This window comes from Edaphobacter sp. 12200R-103, assembly GCF_010093025.1.
Taxonomy (GTDB): domain Bacteria; phylum Acidobacteriota; class Terriglobia; order Terriglobales; family Acidobacteriaceae; genus Edaphobacter.
Map to the genome: position 1 here is coordinate 4421237 of NZ_CP048114.1, position 17096 is coordinate 4438332.

Annotated in this window: 18 protein-coding genes; 6 read left to right on the forward strand and 12 right to left on the reverse strand. The window is 58.8% G+C overall.

Features of this window, described 5'->3' with window-relative positions:
• Positions 1-28: 28 nt before the first annotated feature.
• Positions 29-802 carry a DUF5666 domain-containing protein gene (locus GWR55_RS18360; protein ID WP_162403546.1) on the reverse strand — a complete coding sequence of 258 codons (774 nt, stop codon included), beginning with the start codon at positions 800-802 and terminating at the stop codon, positions 29-31.
• A 130-nt stretch (positions 803-932) separates the two neighbouring features.
• Between GWR55_RS18360 and GWR55_RS18365 the strand changes: the two genes are divergently transcribed.
• On the forward strand, positions 933-1691 hold the full coding sequence (locus GWR55_RS18365; RefSeq protein WP_162403547.1) for a VIT1/CCC1 transporter family protein: 759 nt from the start codon (positions 933-935) through the stop codon (positions 1689-1691).
• Between the two features lie 100 nt (positions 1692-1791).
• On the forward strand, positions 1792-3135 hold the full coding sequence (egtB, locus tag GWR55_RS18370; protein WP_162403548.1) for an ergothioneine biosynthesis protein EgtB: 1344 nt from the start codon (positions 1792-1794) through the stop codon (positions 3133-3135).
• A 254-nt stretch (positions 3136-3389) separates the two neighbouring features.
• Here the strand turns inward: egtB and GWR55_RS18375 are convergent, their stop codons facing one another.
• Positions 3390-4169: a ThuA domain-containing protein gene (locus GWR55_RS18375; protein WP_162403549.1), complete on the reverse strand. Its 780-nt coding sequence runs from the start codon at positions 4167-4169 to the stop codon at positions 3390-3392.
• Between the two features lie 140 nt (positions 4170-4309).
• Here GWR55_RS18375 and GWR55_RS18380 point away from each other — a divergent pair, with 140 nt between their 5' ends.
• Positions 4310-5353, forward strand: coding sequence for a YncE family protein (locus GWR55_RS18380; protein ID WP_162403550.1), 1044 nt, complete (start codon positions 4310-4312; stop codon positions 5351-5353).
• Between the two features lie 130 nt (positions 5354-5483).
• Complete coding sequence (egtD, locus tag GWR55_RS18385; RefSeq protein ID WP_162404092.1) at positions 5484-6530, forward strand: L-histidine N(alpha)-methyltransferase; 1047 nt, start codon at positions 5484-5486, stop codon at positions 6528-6530.
• Positions 6531-6692: 162 nt separating this feature from the next.
• On the opposite strand, the gene moaC is transcribed toward egtD, so the two are convergent.
• The 10 genes from moaC to GWR55_RS18435 form a co-directional block, all read right to left on the reverse strand.
• Positions 6693-7160 (reverse strand): cyclic pyranopterin monophosphate synthase MoaC, encoded by a 468-nt coding sequence (gene moaC / locus GWR55_RS18390; RefSeq protein ID WP_162403551.1) that lies wholly within the window; start codon positions 7158-7160, stop codon positions 6693-6695.
• Between the two features lie 70 nt (positions 7161-7230).
• On the reverse strand, positions 7231-8505 hold the full coding sequence (glp, locus tag GWR55_RS18395; protein ID WP_162403552.1) for a gephyrin-like molybdotransferase Glp: 1275 nt from the start codon (positions 8503-8505) through the stop codon (positions 7231-7233).
• Between the two features lie 83 nt (positions 8506-8588).
• Positions 8589-9788 (reverse strand): tetratricopeptide repeat protein, encoded by a 1200-nt coding sequence (locus tag GWR55_RS18400; protein ID WP_162403553.1) that lies wholly within the window; start codon positions 9786-9788, stop codon positions 8589-8591.
• A gap of 84 nt (positions 9789-9872) precedes the next feature.
• Positions 9873-10595: a 7-cyano-7-deazaguanine synthase QueC gene (gene queC, locus GWR55_RS18405; RefSeq protein WP_162403554.1), complete on the reverse strand. Its 723-nt coding sequence runs from the start codon at positions 10593-10595 to the stop codon at positions 9873-9875.
• Positions 10592-10858 (reverse strand): DUF2007 domain-containing protein, encoded by a 267-nt coding sequence (locus tag GWR55_RS18410; RefSeq protein WP_238398521.1) that lies wholly within the window; start codon positions 10856-10858, stop codon positions 10592-10594. Before GWR55_RS18410 ends, queC begins: the two co-directional genes overlap by 4 nt.
• Positions 10855-11637 carry a DUF3108 domain-containing protein gene (locus tag GWR55_RS18415; protein ID WP_162403555.1) on the reverse strand — a complete coding sequence of 261 codons (783 nt, stop codon included), beginning with the start codon at positions 11635-11637 and terminating at the stop codon, positions 10855-10857. The genes GWR55_RS18410 and GWR55_RS18415 overlap by 4 nt, the downstream gene beginning before the upstream one ends.
• A gap of 164 nt (positions 11638-11801) precedes the next feature.
• Positions 11802-12359: an isoprenylcysteine carboxylmethyltransferase family protein gene (locus GWR55_RS18420; protein WP_162403556.1), complete on the reverse strand. Its 558-nt coding sequence runs from the start codon at positions 12357-12359 to the stop codon at positions 11802-11804.
• A 21-nt stretch (positions 12360-12380) separates the two neighbouring features.
• A complete protein-coding gene (gene waaC, locus GWR55_RS18425) occupies positions 12381-13460 on the reverse strand; it encodes a lipopolysaccharide heptosyltransferase I (RefSeq protein ID WP_238398522.1) in 1080 nt (359 codons plus the stop codon).
• Positions 13461-13464: 4 nt separating this feature from the next.
• A complete protein-coding gene (gene lpxK / locus GWR55_RS18430) occupies positions 13465-14511 on the reverse strand; it encodes a tetraacyldisaccharide 4'-kinase (RefSeq protein WP_162403557.1) in 1047 nt (348 codons plus the stop codon).
• The gene (locus GWR55_RS18435) at positions 14508-15794 is read right to left on the reverse strand and encodes a 3-deoxy-D-manno-octulosonic acid transferase (protein ID WP_162403558.1); all 1287 of its coding nucleotides are present in this window, start codon (positions 15792-15794) and stop codon (positions 14508-14510) included. The genes lpxK and GWR55_RS18435 overlap by 4 nt, the downstream gene beginning before the upstream one ends.
• A 63-nt stretch (positions 15795-15857) precedes the next feature.
• On the opposite strand from GWR55_RS18435, the gene GWR55_RS18440 reads away from it, so the two are divergent.
• Positions 15858-16550, forward strand: a complete 693-nt coding sequence (locus tag GWR55_RS18440; RefSeq protein ID WP_238398523.1) for a hypothetical protein — start codon at positions 15858-15860, stop codon at positions 16548-16550.
• A gap of 11 nt (positions 16551-16561) precedes the next feature.
• Complete coding sequence (locus GWR55_RS18445; protein WP_238398524.1) at positions 16562-17068, forward strand: GNAT family N-acetyltransferase; 507 nt, start codon at positions 16562-16564, stop codon at positions 17066-17068.
• Positions 17069-17096 lie beyond the last annotated feature (28 nt).

Consider the following 17096-nt stretch of genomic DNA (forward strand, 5'->3'; position numbering starts at 1 on the left):
CGGCGCTTTCGGCATGGACCGAAGGAGTTCAATGTTTGGATGAGGCGGGTGCTCCATCCGTGGATGGCTGATCACGCCGGCCTGCCCTCATCCCCATGGCTCCCCCAGCCCCGGCGGGCAGAATCGCGAGCATCGTCGGGACAAACATGCTGTGCTTTATCGAGCCTCTCCCCGCGATCATGTCGCCCACCTTTACATCCGCCAGGGTTACGATCTCACCATTTGTGTCGGCAGGAACTGTTGGATTCGCAGTTCCTGGAAGAGAAGCAGCATCAGAGGCCATGTTTCCGCGCCGCCGTCCTCTTCCTCTGCGAAACGATGTGGTCTCATCCACCTCGATCACCTGGCTGACATGATCCGGCCGAAGAATCGTCAGCTTCAGATCATCGATCGCCGTTACCTTTCCAGTGATGTAGGTCTTGCCCAGGTCTTCGCGCATCTTCCTGACCTGCTCGGCGTCCATGACTGCGACAAACAAGGCGTGAAGCGTCTTCTTCGGAGCGTCCAGCTCGCCCATCGCGCCCACACCGTCACCAACCTTAACATCGCCGGCCTGTATGGGCTGACGCTCTTTCATCAGGCGCGTATTCGGTGTAATTGTGACCTGGTAGACCTCGCCGGAATCCGTCTTGATGGTGAGGTGGTCAGCAGCGGCAGCCGTCACGGTACCTCGCACCATCGGTCCCCTGGCAAATCCAGCACCTGCATCTGCGGGAGCTTCCTGGACCTGCGCCGAAGATATTCCCACTCCCGCGATCGCAAGCGCGATCGTGAGCAGATACCGCACGATCATCGTCCTCATCCCGGCCTTCCTATCACAATCTGAAACCCGTGCTCATAAAGACGTGAATCTGCGAAGAAAGACTCTGTTGGAGGACAAAAAACCTTGGTTGCTGGATGAACCTCCAGAGCATGCGGTCTACACTACCGGCATGCCAGATTCTGCACAAGGCCCCGTCATTTCACCTGCCCCTTCCCCCGAGGGAAGCCTTGATCCATCCCATATAGAAAAGCACTTCGAGTCCTCCGAGATCGTACGGGACATCATCATCGGACTCTCGGATGGTCTGACCGTTCCCTTCGCGCTGGCCGCTGGTCTTTCAGGGGCAGTCTCCTCCTCGCGCATCGTCGTTCTTGCCGGGCTTGCCGAGATAGCCGCCGGATCCATCGCGATGGGGCTCGGAGGCTATCTCGCCGCCAGGGGAGACGCAGAGCACTACGTCTCCGAGAAGAAACGCGAAGAGCGCGAGATCGTCGAGAAGACCCATGACGAAGAAGAAGAGATCCTCGAAATCTTCCAGCAATACTCGGTATCGCGCGAGAGTGCAGCACCCGTTCTCGAAGCGCTCAAACAGAACCCGGCCGCCTGGGTCGATTTCATGATGCGCTTTGAGCTGGGTCTCGAAGAACCTGCTCCAAACCGTGCCCATCGATCGGCTCTAACCATCGCTGTATCCTATATCGTAGGTGGACTGGTTCCTCTGTTCCCATACATGCTGGTCGCCGACAACGGTTTCGCCCTCCAGCTCTCGGTGGTGATTACCCTGATTGCGTTGGCGTTGTTCGGAGCCCTCAAGGGAAGGGTGGTCGGAACGGGCTGGCTGCGCAGTGCAATCCAGACCATGCTGATTGGAGGGATAGCGGCCGCAGCAGCATTCCTGCTCGCGCGACTGCTCGAACATAACTCATGACAAACGGAGAGGAAGCTGGAGGTCAGCCCGCTTCATCGCCTGAAAAAAAGCAACAAAAGACCCGGTCATCCCATCCCATGAAGACAGACAAAGGATAACTATGCCAGCCTTTACTCAGAAGATTGCACCCGCTCTGCTAAGCCGGTTTAAAGCTGCCCGTAGCGCAACCACCGCGCTCTGTCGACCGCTCACTCCTGAAGACATGATGGTTCAGTCGTGTCCGGAGGCAAGCCCGGTCAAATGGCATCTGGCCCATACCAGCTGGTTCTTTGAGACCTTTGTCCTGTCTGAGTTTCTTGCAAACTACACGCCGTTCGATTCGAACTTCCGCTGGCTCTTCAACAGCTATTACAACTCTCTCGGTGATATGCCGGAGAAGAAGCTACGTTCGTCTTTCTCCCGGCCGCCCTTTGAGCACATCCTGGCCTATCGCACCCATGTTGATACTGCCATCGAAAACCTGCTTCAGCATCCCGTTGAAGACGAGGCCGCCCGCCGCATCGCTCTTGGCATCGAGCACGAGCAGCAGCATCAGGAACTGATCGCCACCGACATCAAGCACGCACTCTTCGCCAACCCACTCCACCCGGCCTACGTTGAAAGGTCAGAGCCGGCGCAGAGCACCATCATCGCACCTCCTCTCGACTGGATCGACTATTCGCCCGGACTCATCGAGGTTGGCATCACGCCCGATCCGTCCTCTCTCGATCGTTTTGCGTTCGATAACGAGACTCCGCGCCACCCTGTCTATGTAGCCCCCTTTCGCATGGGCACTCGACTAGTCACCTGTGCCGAGTATCTGGCCTTCATGGACCAGAACGGGTACAACCGCCCTGAGTTGTGGCTCTCCGAAGGTTGGGCCACCGTCCACGAAGAAGGGTGGCAAGCGCCGCTTTACTGGCTCCGTGACTCTGAGACCAGGTCTGGCTGGTCCATCTATACGCTTCACGGCCTGGTCCCACTCGAAGATGCCTCCGAGACCCCCGTCTGCCACCTCAGCTTCTTTGAAGCCGATGCCTACGCGCGATGGAGCGGTCATCGTCTCCCCACCGAATTCGAATGGGAGTATGCGGCCACGCAGTCGCAGACCCCCATCCGGCATGCCTCTGCGGACGAAGGCTCATCGAAGATCGTAAGTTCATCTAATCTGCTTGAGACTGACAATCTGCACCCGATTCCTGCGAGCCATCTCCCCGGCCTCCAGCAGATGTTTGGCGATGTGTGGGAGTGGACGGCCAGCCCCTACGTCGGCTATCCCGGCTACGCTCCGCTTCCAGGCGCTCTCGGAGAGTACAACGGCAAATTCATGAGCTCTCAGATCGTTCTGCGCGGCGGCTCCTGTGTAACTCCTGCTACCCATATCCGCGCCACGTATCGCAACTTCTTTTCACCTGGAACCCGCTGGCAGTTCTCGGGTCTGCGTCTCGCGCAGGATCTTCGCTAAGGTGTAACGACATACTCGTCTTTAGAAATAGCGGAGAGTATGTCATCCCGACCGGAGGCGAAGCCGAAGTGGAGGGATCTGCTTCTCTTCCATGCTGGTACCAGCATTCCGGTAGAAAGCGGATTCTTTTACTCCGCTGCGCTACGGTCGAAATGACAGCTCTTTTCAACCAGACAAACGCGAGAGACAGAATATGTCGACAACCCTAAACAACCTTGCCAGCCGGATACGCGAAAATATCACAGGGTTGGTTGTTATCTCTCCCGTCCTGCTCCAACCCACAGCATCGCATCTTCCATCAGCCGGTTCTGAATATCGCTGGTGAAGATCTTATTGCCATGGCCCATGTTGACGTACAGCATGCGGTAGTGAGTATTCGTCCAGACGACTGGCACATCGCCGCCTCGCAGGACATCCTTCATGCCGATCGGATAGTTCGATGGCGAAAGTGTCACAAGAACCTTCACATCCTTGTTCTCGCGAGGCGATGGTCGCCAGATATACCACTCGTTCGCCGGAGCTGAAAAGCTCTGCGGAAGGTTATGAGTCACCGGATGGTGTCGATCATCGACGGTGAGCATTGCCGGAAGCGGCGGCCAGTTATTCCCATAGAAGACTCCTCCGCCCAGGAAGCGGACAAACCAAGGCCATCGCGTGCCCGCATCGTTATACGCTGCAATATGGAATCCCAGCCATCCTCCGCCGTGTTCCATATACTGCTCAAATGCCGTTCGCTGCTGCGTGGTGTGAGGAAAATCATCCAGCCACACAACTAATTGATAGTTCGCAAGGTTGGCCGCGGTCAGATCATCCCAGTTGGTTGTCGTGGCAAATTCAAAGTGATCGCGCTGTGCTGCTTTTGAGAAGAACTCGATCGCCTGATGTGCAAAGTCCACATGATCGTGCTCCACGGTTTCGGAGTAAAACGCGAGGACATGAAATTTCGGCTTTGATTCCTGTGCGTGTGAGCAGGTGGCGGTATACGCAAACAACATCATCAGCAGAGCGGTCAATCGCCGTAAAAAGACATGCATCCTTCATTGTCCTCAAGAACAGCCCGTCCAGGCATACGTTCGTTGTTTCGTTAAGCCACTTCTACGCAACGCCTGCTAAAATCGTCTTCCATTGTAGACAAACGTTTGATTCAAAGAAAGTTTTCGCCCTTGGAGGTCTGGTGCATCGACGTCTGCTGAAAATTTGCTTCGGTCTTTTGGCTCTTCCGCTCTCGCAAATCTCCGTTATGGCGCAGGCGTCGGCTCCTCAGACAGGGCTCATCAATCGCGATGCTTCCGTCTTCAGTCAGGAGACGGGCAGGATCTATCTGGTCGATACCATGCATGACGCTCTTGTAGCGATAGCTGCTTCCGGCGCCTCCCAGACCATCAAGGTCGGGGCAGGCCCTGTTGCCGTCGCAATCAATCAGAAAACCGCGCGTGTCTATGTCGTCAATGCAGCGAGCCGCTCCGTCTCGGTAGTCGATGCGAAGACCGGCGATATGATCGCATCGGTTCCTACCGCAGCCCGCCCATACGCCATCGCTGTCGACGAACTCTCGAACCGTGTTTACGTCTCCAATACCTTCAGCAACATGCTTACCGTGATTGACGGCAAGACCAATCGACCGAAAAATCTTCCGGTGGGCTCTGCCGACGCCATCCTGGTCGACTCTGAAAACCGGCGTGTCTATCTTCTCGGCTATGAATCCGACACCATCACAGAATTGAATCCCGAGACCGGAGCAACCACGAAGCTCCCCGCCGGCGCCATGCACCTGTGGGGAATGGCGCGCGCAGGACAGACTCTTTATGTCTCGCATGTTCAGGAAAAAACCATCGGTGCAATTGATCTTCAAGCGCACCAGGTTCACACTCTGCCGGCAGGTTCCATGCCTTGCGCAGTTGTTGTAGACCCGGACGCAGGAACTTTATACGTTGCGAATTACGCTGATGGAACCGTCTCGGTGATAGAAAAGGGGGGCCGCTCTTCAAGGCTTAAGGTCTCTGCATGGCCTCAGGCACTCTCGCTTGATCCCGGCGCGCATCGTCTCTATGTTGCCAGCCCACAGAAGGACACGGTGACCGTCATCGACACGAAACAGCAGCGTATCCTCCGCACCTATCGTGGCCTCCAGCATCCCTATGCGGTCGCCTTCTCTCCCGTGACGCATCGCGCCTATGCGGTTAACCAGGGAGAGAGAGCGTTTACTCTTTTGAAATGATTCAGGATCATCCTGACAAAATGCGTCAGCAGAAGCAGGTTCTCTGGACTCTTTCCGGGGTTAACGTGCATCTTATTGCCATGCGGTTTCTGGCCGCGAATCTTACAAATGGGGAAAACCTATCGTGCCTATGACCTCTGCGGCCGCTGATTCGTTCCTGTCTCTCCGCGAGTCCATGCTCGCACCTTCACCTGCCGATGCGGTCGCCGCCGAAGTCCGATCAGGGCTTACCAGCACCCCAAAGACGCTCTCTCCCTGGCTCTTCTATGACGAAGAAGGATCCCATCTCTTCGAGCAGATTACCGAACTTCCTGAGTACTACCTGACGCGGGCTGAGCGAAGTCTCTTTGCGCAGTACGCCGATGAGATCATCGAGATGGCCGCAGAACCTGCAGGAGACGATCCCACTCCTGTTCTTACCCTTATCGAGCTGGGTGCTGGAACCGCCACCAAAACCGGGATTCTGCTCGCGGCTGCGGTGCGGAAGCAGGGAAGAGTCGTCTATCAGCCGGTCGACGTCTCCGAAACTGCCCTGGCCGAGGCAACAGAGAACATTCGCGCCAACGTTCCCGGCGTAACGGTTCGATGTCAGGTCGCGGACTATACCAATCAGGCCCTTCCTCTCAACCGGCTGCAGAACACTCGCACGCTTGCGCTCTACATCGGCTCCAGCATCGGAAATTTCTCACCCGCGGATGCGCTTGATGTCCTCACCAACCTGCGAGCGCAGCTGCTGCCCGGTGACAAGCTGCTCCTTGGAACAGACCTGGCTCCGGGTGACGGCAAAAACGTGGACGATCTGATCGCTGCTTACAACGACGCTTCTGGCACGACCGCCGCCTTCAACCGTAACGTCCTCACGCGAATCAATCGCGAACTCGGGGCCGACTTCGATCCCGATGCCTTTGAGCACCGTGCGGTCTGGAATGCACGTGACTCAAGAATCGAGATGCACCTCGTCGCACGCTCTGCGCAACAGATCCACATTCCGGCCAATGCATCGGGGCAGGCACTAACGATACGATTCATGGCGGGTGAATCGATCCATACCGAAAATAGTCACAAATTCACGGTGGAACGAGTGCGCGATCTGTTGCGCTCCTCAGGCTTCCGTCTCTCGCACAGCTGGGAGAACCCGGAGCACCGCTTCGCCGTCAACCTCGCGACAGCCATCTAAAGAACACCCCATCCGCCATTCTGAGCCGCAGGCGAAGAATCCCTGTATTTTTGTTTGCAGCGCCACAACCCTCATGCCAGGATAGCCACCCATTTTCGTCCGTGCAGCCGCGGTACCTGGTCCAGCCGAGAGGGGGCGGCTCACTCTGAACTCTGCGTCAGATCAGCGTCCCTCTCTCCGCCACTCTCCGCTTTTGCCGCCGCTCTTGCTTACTAATTCCACCTCGCGGATCCGAATACCTTTGTCGAGCGCCTTGGTCATGTCATAGACCGTCAGCGCGGCAACCGAGGCTGCTGTCATTGCCTCCATCTCGACGCCGGTGCCTGCCACGGTAGCTGCGACCGTCTCCACCTCGACCCCGCCAGCCACAATCTTCGCTTCCACATCCACAAAGCTCAGCTGCAACGGATGGCACATCGGAATCAGGAAAGCCGTCTGCTTGGCCGCCTGAATCCCGGCAAATCTGGCCACCTCAAGAGGATTGCCTTTGGGATTCAGGGGAAGTGCCGTCAGTGCCTCCGCCGAAAGTTCCACGAAGGCCCGCGCTCGTGCCTCGCGACGTGTGGGCGGCTTTGCACCCACATCAACCATGTGTGCCTGACCCTCTTCGTCATAGTGCGATAGCTTCATCTCTCTGGAATGCCCTCCGGACAAGAATCAAGACTACAGCAGGAGATGCTCTCGGTTGGCGAAGAGAGTCTCAACGCGCCAGAACTGTGATGACATCTCCGGGACGAAAGTGCGGTGCATCGCCAGGCAGCACGGCATAGCAGTTCGCGCGTGCGTTGGCCGCCATATCGCCGGAGCCCTGCCATGCCACCAGCCTCACCTCGGGTCTGGCCCTGTTCGACGTCAGTCTGGCGGGGAGTACGCGAGTCAAGCCCGGACGAGCCTCCACAGCATCCGCCAGTGTCGCCTGTACAAACCGGGGACCGTCGACATAGCAGCCGCCCAGAGTGCTTAGAAAAGGGGCACCGAAGCAGGAGAATGTGACCTGAGTAGAGATAGGATTTCCAGGCAGACCAAAGAAGTAGACCTCTCTTTCGCCGTCTCTCTCCGGAAGGCGGCCAAAGACAAGCGGCTTGCCCGGCTGCATCTTTACTCCCGTGAAGAAGAACTCCGCGCCCATCGAAAGCAGCACCTCCTCGACCAGGTCATACTCGCCCATCGATACGCCGCCGGAGAGTAGCATCATGTCCGCCCGTCTCGCCTCTCCAATAGCTTGTCCCAGTTCTTCCCGGCGATCCGGTGCGATCTTCTGAATCAAAGGAATGCCACCAGCCTCGCTTACCAGCGCCGCCAATCCATAGCTGTTTGAGTTCCGTATCTGTTGCGGCCCGGGTGTCTCCGTCACATCTACAAGCTCGTCTCCAGTGGCCAAAATCGAAACGGTTGGCCGGGTAAAGACCTCAAGCGTCACTGCACCGCATGTCGCCGCCAGCGCTATCGCAGGGGCGTCCAAGCGGGTTCCTGTCTCCAGCACCACATCTCCGGACAGTGCCTCGCTTCCCTGGGGAACAATATTGTCGCCAGGCTCGATCTTTCGATCTTCCGCCAGCCGGACCGCAGTCAGTCTGTGCGTGCCGCTGCGTTCCACGTGCTCTACCATCATCACAGCGTCGGCTCCCTCCGGGACAGGTGCTCCCGTCATGATGGCAACGGTCTCTCCAATGGGAAGCTCCCCCTTCCACTCTGCACCCGCGGCAATCTTTCCGGCCACGGCTAGCCATGTTCGCGCCATCGCGTCTTCCGCCCGAACGGCGTACCCGTCCCGCGTCGATCGATGGAAAGGTGGCTGGTCTCGATCGGCGCATATCGCCGCACTCAGGACACGTCCCAGGCAATCGGCAATCTTCACCGTCTCGGTTGAGATCGGCGTTACCTCCGCCGACTCTGTCTGCACAATCGCGAGTGCTTTATCGAAGCTGACGACCTTCTCGCCTGTTCCCCGGCTTTGCCCGCTGGCCAATCTCATCCCTGTGCCTCTCTGGTTAAAAACATAAACATAAATAAGAAAGGCCCCGGCTCAGCCGAGGCCTTTCTGTAGATTGCGGGAGTCTACTTCTTCCTTCCAGCCTTGTAGCTGGATTTGATCTCCGCACCGATGCCCTGAAGAATACCCTTGACCTCTTCTACCCGGGCCTGTTCATTTGGGCTGTTGCTAGCCAGTTCAATGTATTGCTGGTAGGCCTCGATGCACCCTGGAGGGGCAACGATCTTCTGGGTCTTCGGATCGACGGTCGCCTTCGGAATCAGAGCCTGGCCCTTGATGTAGTAGGCGTCGGTCCGCTTCGGATCGGCTGCGATCGCCTTGTCGGCGGCTGCCGCGGCATCATCCAGCTTGCCTGCGTTATACAGGGTCGCTGCCTCGTTGTAGTAGTACATGCCGGCGTTCTCCGGCTTGGCCTTGGCCGCCTGCTCATAAGCATCCGAGGCGCCCTTGCCGTCGCCGCTCTTGGCCAGCGCCTGGCCCATCTGGTTGTAGGCAGCCGCCGCTGTCTCGACATTGGGCTTCTTCGAAGCCGCATTGACGTCGATGGCCTTCTTGTAGGAGGCCGCAGCCTCTGCGTACTTGGCCTGAACACCCGGATCAGCCGGCTTGCCTGCCGCCTTCGCCGCCTTGGCCGCCGCATCAGCCGAGCCTAGCTGAGCGTCGCCCAGCGCTACCCACAGAATCCCCTCATCCGGCTTCTGTGAGGTCGCCTGCTGCATCGCCGTGATGGCGGAGTCGAAGTTGCCGGCCTTTGTATCCGCGCGAGCCTGGGTCAGCAGAGCATTCAGGTTGGCGATCTTGGCGTTTGCCTGCATCGTCTCGGAGTTCTTCTTCCTGAACTCCTCCAGCTGCTTCTTCTCCTCCGGAGTCATCTTGTCGATGTACTCCTTGCGGGTCATATCGAAGTTCAGCAGGTGATCTTCGCCAGGAGCAAAGGTGACATTATCGATGTAGTCAACGCTCTTGTCGTCGACGAACACAATCGCCAGATAGTTCCCCGGCGCAACATCAGAACCCTTGAAGTTGCCGGAAGCGTCAATCTCGAAGGTGTTCGTATACTTGCGGCTCTTCTCGTCGCCTGAGCGATCCTGCGTCAGCTTTACCTGCCCCTTGGTAAGCGGGGCACCGATCGCGTTGTTCACATGTCCGTGTACGCTTGCCGGAGCCGGACCCTGCGCCCGTCCGTTCTGCGTCGCCAGAGTGAGCACAAGAGCTAAACAGACTCCCAGCCCTGTGCTCCACTTTCTTCCAATACGGTTCATCATTCGTTCTCCCTGGTTTCAGTTCACGTCTGACCGCTCCTGGGCCTGTCGCGCCTGATGGTCAAAGACTATGTTATCTCTGCGGCGTTAGATGCTGTTTTTTGGGCCAGCATAGGATATCGGATCCACCGCTCCGGCCTCACGAAACGCTCGCAAACGTAAGACGCAGCTCTCGCACACCCCACACGCCTCCCGTTCGCCGGAATAGCATGACCAACTTACATGGAACGGAGCGCCTAATTCAACTCCAAGACGCACAATCTCGTTCTTTTTCATGTGGATCAGCGGGGTTTCGACCCGGATATCGCCCACCTTGGTCCCCTGCCGGATCAGCTCATTGAAGGCATCGTAATAGGCTACCCGGCAGTCTGGATACCCGGAGCTGTCCTGCTCCACGGCCCCGATAAAGATCTTCTTCGCCCCCAGGACCTCCGCCCAGCTCACCGCCGCTGCCAGAAAATGCGCATTCCGGAACGGGACATAAGTCACTGGAATCTCTGTGCCGATCACATCCTCATCTGTTGGGGCGTCCGGCACCGCGATCCTCTCGTCGGTCAGCGCAGAACCTCCGATCCTGCGGAACAGGTCCATCTTCAGCGGCAGAAATTCTTTTGCCCCCGTCAGCCGGGCAATCTCCTCCGCCGAAGCCCGCTCCTTCGTCTCCGTCCTCTGCCCATAGCCGAAGTGCAGAGCGTAGACGTCATACTCGCGCGCCGCCAGTGCCGCGCACACCGTGGAATCCATCCCCCCGGAGAGGCACAACACCGCCCGAGGTCGGCCAGTATTCGTCGTCTCGGTATCGTTCGTCATCTCTCTCCACCATCCTCTGGTATTCCCTCCAGCAGGCCTCGCGCCTCTGTCTCATCCACCCGATGCACCATCAGGCGCGCCCGAAACGCTGAGCTCAGCAACTGATTGGCGTTCTCTCCCTGCAAAAAACACTCAAATCCCGCCGTCTCCAGCAGACCCTTGGCCATCTGAGCCTCCATCGGATCCTCAAAGCGCGCTACGGTGACGAACTGCTCCGGGTCGAATTCCTGTGGTATTGTCAGCTCGTCCATCGGCTCCCTCACTTGATCTCATACGACTGCAGCCGCGCCGTAATCGTTCCCCAGAAGAGACTTGCGCGCACCTGCACCGGGATATGCCGCGCATCGTCCGTGTACCAGATCCAGATCTTTCCCCGGTTCTTCACCACGCCTTCGTCCGCGGTCGGCTGAACCCGGACCGTCTGGAAGGTGCCTGCAGGAGTCTTTACCTCTTCCTTCGCCTCAACCTTCATTGTCACCGTGACCGTGCGCATCGCATCGGCCAAAGGGAAGCGGAAGTCCTGTCCGACGATCAGCGGATGCGAGCCCACGTAAAAGATCGCCGAAAGAGAATCCGTAACGCAGGCCGGGATGGACGCCGTGAGCTGCTTGCTCGTTCCCTTGACCAGGTTCCGCTCTACCAGCGTCTGCTTGCCCTCGGGGTAGTTGAAGTTCAGGTCGCTCGAGATCTTCCTGCGGCCTTCGAGCGTCTGCTTGGAAAATCCCGAGGAGCATCCCGTCTTGGTGTCGAAGGCGGACTGAAATCGGTCGGTGACCGGGAACAGCATCGTCACTCCGCCCACGGTATCTGCCGTAGCGGTAATCTTCTGGGTCGTTCCCTGCTGCTCGATCTGAAAGGTGGCAACTGCGGCCGTAAACACGCGCCAGTCCACCGAATAGCTCAAGGTCTCTTTTGTGGGAAAGGTGTACGCTGCGGGCGGCGGCTCCAGCGTAGGAATCGTCACCGGGGGCGGCGCAGGAAAGAGCCGTTGGGTCAGCGACTGCGCCGGAACCACGGGAGTGGCCAGCCAGCACAACAGCATCGGGAGAAGGAGGACCGTGAAACGTTTCGACAGAGCTAACTCACTCGATTTGGAATTGAAGGCCTCAGAATAAACCGGTCGTTGAAACTTTTCAGCAGCATTTCAACGAAATTCCAGCCAGCCCGGGGACCGCTCTCCGGCCATCTCCCGCAGGTTCCGTTTCTCTATCTTCGATAGAGAAGCAGCGCCACCAGCGCCGCGTAAAGAGCAACAGCACCGATAGATGCATTGTACTCGCGGTGATGCAGGTACCGTTCCCGCGAGAAGCGGCCCGCAGGTAATTCGCTCCGGGCGGGACTCAGCCGCGGCAGCAGTCGCGGGACCTGGCGCGCATACTCGTCGAATCCTGCAAAGTGCGCCCGGAGATATTCTTCCTCCGACCGGATCGTCGGAAGATAGATCGCCAGAAAGCCCACCGCAAGCGCAACGAATAGAATCCAGCTCCCGGAGGCCCATGCGAATCCATAGGCAATTAACATCGAGCCGAGGTACAGGGGGTTCCGCGTATAGGCATACGGTCCGGTGCGGGTCAGCTCCGCGTTCTTTTTCACATACCCGGCGGCATAGGCGCGTAGCCAGACGCCCGGAATCACAAGAATCAGGCTCAGGAGAATAAGGTTCCACGTTGGCCGTGCCAGCCATAGGAATAGCACTGCAAACAGGAACCCCAGCGGTACGCGGATCCGCCGCGCTATGCGCTGCCAACTGCTTCGTTCGCTCACTCTTCTCCCTTCCCTCTCGATTTAACCCTGGGCGCTTTCTAAAAGTTCCTCTGCTGCGGCGACCACCTCATCTACTGTAATCTCCAGCAGCCCGGCTTCCGGTTCTGCCAGCCGCCGATGGTCTCGTCGCTCCCTGCCATGACGAAGAATCCGTGCCGCAGTTCCATAGGGCCCATTTCGTGCCGGATCCGTCGGTCCGAATAGAGCTACTACGGGACGCCGCATAGCAGCCGCAAGATGCAGAGGGCCTGTATCCCCGGCAATCACAACCGCCGCCCTTCGCGTCAGCTCAATCAATTGAGGAATATCCCCCGCCATCGTCGTTGCATACTCTTCGCTGGCTGCAACGACCTTCTCTGCAACGGGATCGGCCGAGCCTGCCGCATTGATGACAGCCGGAACTCCCCTGCGATGAAGCTCTCGCGCGACCGCGCCGAAACGTTCCGCTGGCCATTGCTTTGCTCCCCACCCCGCGGTCGGGCAGAGCAGCGCATAGCGTCCGCTCTCCCAAATACCTGAAAGTTCAGTCTCGCAACTCCGCTGTGCTTCGCCATCAAAAGGGAAGTCGATCTCTGCTGGACGAAGATTCATTCCGACAGCCTGCCCCAGAAGCTCGCATCCCTGTTCCACCACATGCGTCGACGCCACCGGAATCCTTCCCTGGTAAAGCCATCGTGCAGGCGCCTCACGCGGCTCCGCAGGGCCGCAGAACTCACCGGCTGCCGCCATCCTTCCAATCACCGCCGACCGGATGGAGCCCTGCATATCGACGCACAGATTGAATCGTCCCTGGCGCAGTCGCCGTCTCAGCTCGACAATCTCCGTCAGCGTTCCAGTGGAAAGCGGTCGCTGCTTCCATCGTCTCGTCTCTGCCGGAAAAATCTCATCCACAACCGGCTTCGCAGCAGAACTGCAGGTGGCGCGCAGCAAAGGGCTCCATCTCGGCTCGATCACCCAGCCGATCGAGCAGTCCGGCCACGCATTCTTCAGGGCAGCGGCGGCGGGCAGCGCATGGAGGACATCTCCCATCGCGCCGATCCGCACAATGAGGACGCGGCTCTTCTCTCCATGAGAGGAGTCAGTTTGGTCTCTGCTCGCCAAGCGCTCATTCTCTCACGGGCCGCTCCTGCCCTTTTCTGCGATCCAGCTCCGAGACCATCTGCACCAGCTGCGAAAGCGCCTCTTTCTCATTCAGCAGTTCGACGTTCAGGCGGGCAAGAATCAGGGGGCCCACGGACTCCAGCCGCTCGCGCATCGCCGGCGTCAGCTTCACCGCATCTTTCTCGGTGGTAACGAAGCCGTTTGCACCCCGAATTCTGAACCTGTCCAGGATTCGCACCATGTCGGCTTCGCGATAAGGGTGATGGTCCGGGAAGGTGACTGTCTCCAGCGGCTCATAGCGTGAGGCCATCAACATGCGCGTGAAGTTATCCGGCCGCGCAATTCCGCAGAAGGCCAGTGGCAGAGGTGGAAGCCGCTGGTCGCCCCCCGCAAGGCCAAGCGTGCGGCGGATCGTCCAGACGGTAAAGTTGCTACCCTCGCCGCGCAACTGATCCAGCACACCCTCGATCTCTGTGGCCTCTTCTTCACGCACAACAACCACATCGGCATCCGCGACCGCCGTAATCGGCTCGCGCAGGTTTCCCGCAGGCAGCAGGTGGTCTCGGACATCCTCAAGCGTCAACAGGACAATATCGACGTTGCGGGCAAGGCGCAGATGCTGGAATCCGTCGTCCAGCAGATGCACTCGCACCTTGTCTTCGCGCCAGTCCTGTTCGGAGAGCAGTCCTGCGCGGTATCGGTCGGCGCCGGCGAAGACCGGGGCTCCGGAACGCTGCGCCAGCAGTACCGGCTCGTCTCCATGCCAGGCTGGATCATCGTTCGCGTCCACGCGCTCGATCAGGTTTGAAGCCCGCCCGTACCCTCGCGTCAGGATGCTCACGGCGTAGCCGCGTCTTCGCAGAATTCCGGCCAGCATCACCACCATCGGGGTCTTCCCGGCGCCTCCTGCCGAAACGCTGCCGACACTGATGACTGGCGACGGCAGTCGCCGCTGTCTCAGCCAGCCGAGCTTGTGCATCCTCCGCTTTGCCGAAACGATAGCTTCGTAAACAGGCGAGAGCGGAAGCAGATTCTTCCGAAGGCGATTCATGACCTGTTCCTCAGCAGTCCCAGGAGACATTCTACGGTCCGGGCCGTAGCTCCGGCCTCGGCTGTAAAGACCTTCCGGCCTTGCTCCCCCATCTGCCGCGCTCTGTCTTCTTCTTTCAGCAACTCGCTGATCGCCTTTCTCAGCCCCGAAGGTTCGACGATCAGGATTGCTTCAGCGGAGCGCATGGCGTCCACAATCTCGCGAAAATTCTCCGCCGATCTTCCCATCACCACAGGGACACCGAACCGTGCAGGCTCGAGCGGATTGTGGCCCCCCATCGGGACCAGGCTTCCTCCTACAAACGCGACCCTGCCTAGTGAGTAGACCGACGCCAGGTCGCCAATGGTGTCCAGCAGGATGACTCCTTCGTTCCTCCTTGGCCTTTGGCCCGGAACCAGCTCGCTGGCCCGGAGCAGGTCGAATCCTGCCGTTTCCACCAGTTCTGCAACTGCGTTGAAGCGCTCCGGGCGACGTGGAGCAAGAATCAGCGCTGCCTCCGGTTCGTCTTCAAGCACCTTAGGCCACTCCTCGAGCAGCATCTTCTCCTCGCCCTCAAGCGTGCTTCCGGCGACGACAATTTTGGCGCTCTCCGGCAGCATCTCGCGCAGCCGGGCAGTCATCTCGGTGGTCTCCGGCGCTCTGACGTCATACTTCAGGTTGCCGGTTACCTTCACGCTCCCCTCAGCAGCTCCAATCCGAACAAATCGGGAGCCATTCTCCTGGCTCTGTGCGAGGAAGAGCGAAACCTGCCCCAGAATCGGCCTCCATAGCCTGCTCAGCCGCAGATACCGTGGCAACGAACGGTCCGAGACCCTGCCGTTCACAACCGCCACCGGGATACCTTGCGAAGCGCAGGCATCGATCAGGTTCGGCCACAGCTCGCTCTCCATCAGGATCACCAGCTCAGGATGCAGCGCGCGAAGATAGCGCCGTACAAGCACGGCAAAGTCCAGCGGCATGTAGAAGACCGGTGACTGGCCCCCTAGACGCTCACGCGCCAGCCGCTGTCCCGTCTCAGTCGTAGTGGAGATTGCGATGACCCACTCCGGAAGCTGCCGGCGAAGCTCCCGTATAAGCTCGGTTGCGGCCATCACCTCTCCCACCGAGACGGCGTGCAGCCAGATCGCTTTGCGTCCAGCAGCCGCGCCGGTCAGCCCCGAAGGAACTTTGCCCAGCCGTCCGGCCAGTCCCGCGCGGTATCGTCCGCTGGTCGCCATCCGTGCCAGCCACCACGGAGCGCCAACCACCAGCGCTGCCGCCAGTAGCGCGCTATAAATCCCCAAAATCAAACGAGATGTCCCCTTGCTTTACCAGGTCTATCAGCGAAGATGATAATCAACTTACCGATGAAGTCCTACCGCCGTTCTCTGTCAGCATGGTTACCTCTGGCCATTTTCTTCACGCTGGTCCCGGCACTGCCATGTTTCGCCGGCGGCAAAAAGGTCGCTCCTCCTAAGCCGGCGAACCAGTATCCCGCCTTCGATTCCCACCCCGAGGAGCACGTCTCCGTTGCCATCGATCCTTGTACGGAGCCGAAGAACTGCGACTTCTTCCGCCTGCCCTACATCCGGCACTCGATGATTCCGGTACGGGTTATCATCACCAACGACTCCGACTCGACCCTCGACCTGAGTCAGGTGCGGATGCAGTTCATCGCTCGAGACGGCGAAAAGTATCCTGCGGCGAACCTCGATGACCTGAACCGCCGTCTGTTTTCCACAAAGCAGGCCGTCGGTCGCAAGGTTCCCATCATCCCGATTCCTATCCCTATCCGCCATTCGCCGATCGACAAAAAGATCACCCAGGACGATGACGATTTCGGGTTCAAGACAACAACCGTAACCGCCCATTCGACAATTGGTGGTTACCTCTTTTACGACATCAAGGACCTCGACGATCCGCCCTTGAAGGGGGCAGAGATCTACGTCAAGATGATCCACACCGCCGGTGGAAAAGAGCTGTTTGCCTTCTCGATTCCTTTCGATAAGTGGCTGGCTTCCCAGAAGTCCGGGAAATCCGGAGCAGGTGCAAGTCGCTGAGGAGTAAAGATTTGTCCGAACAAAACAATCCTTCGACACCGCTGGTGATCCGTGAGGCGCGTCCAGACGACGTTCCGGAGATGCTCCTGTTCATCCGCGAACTTGCCGAGTACGAGCGTCAACCCGAGGCCGCGATTGCCACCGCCGCCGACCTTCTGCGCGACGGCTTCGGGCAAACACCTGTATTTCAATGCCTTATAGCCGAATGGGAGGGACAGCCGGCTGCCATGGCGCTCTACTTTCCCTTCTACTCCACCTGGCGCGGTAACGCCGGAATCCACCTGGAAGACCTCTTCGTGCGCCCGCAGTTCCGGCGAAACGGGATCGCAAAGGCCCTGTTTTCACGCCTTGCGACGATCGCGCTGGAACGCGGTGACCGGTTTCAGTGGCACGTATTGGACTGGAATCGGATGGCCATCGATTTCTATAAGCAGATGGGAGCCGGCATGCTTGAGGAGTGGCGCATCATGCGAATTGATGGAGAGGCGCTCAGGGCGCTTGCAGCGCAATCTGCCTGACAGCGATTCGAAGAAACCGCTATCGGTC